General features: G+C 58.3%; 1 protein-coding gene. It reads left to right on the top strand.

Going from position 1 to position 523, the window contains the following annotated elements; translation table 11 throughout:
• Window positions 1–240 precede the first annotated feature (240 nt).
• On the top strand, window positions 241–523 hold a 283-nt coding region (locus ACOI1H_RS26225), incomplete at its 3' end, for a transposase (RefSeq protein WP_422441296.1).

The raw sequence follows: 523 nt of genomic DNA, 5'->3' as shown, positions 1-523 counted from the left end.
GTATCCGTCCGGTCTGACTGCCCTGCCTGCGTGATGGAGTGGGTGATAGTGTCCACCATTGATAGTGGACATCTTGAGGTTGGTGATGGCAGGGAAGAAGGGTTTGAAGAAGCGGGTCTGGTCTGACGACGAGAAGCGCACGATTTGCGCGCAAACGTTGACGACTGGCGTTTCGGTTGCACAGGTTGCACGGCGCTATGCCCCTCTCATCGAAACTGCGTTTCGACTGCCGGGCAGTGGATGAACGCGAACCTGATTTTCAAGTGGCTGAAGGATCCCCGGTTCGCGCCGACACAGAGCGCCTCATCCGTGGATGAGAGTGTCGCTTTTGAGAGCGTTTTCCTACCTGTTGAGATTGAAGCATCCGCGATGGAAAGCCCCTCCGCTGTCGCGCGCATGAACGACGTGGCGGCTGATCCTGGTTCTTCTGTCTTGGCGCAGCGGGTGGACATCGCGCTGTCGGACGGGCGCCGTATTTTGGTGGAAGGTCCCACTTCACTGGCATCAGTCGTCGGGTTGGTGC

The sequence above is a fragment of the Loktanella sp. DJP18 genome (genome assembly GCF_049310965.1).
Classification (GTDB): domain Bacteria; phylum Pseudomonadota; class Alphaproteobacteria; order Rhodobacterales; family Rhodobacteraceae; genus Loktanella.
This window is presented reverse-complemented; position numbering and strand designations above follow the sequence as displayed.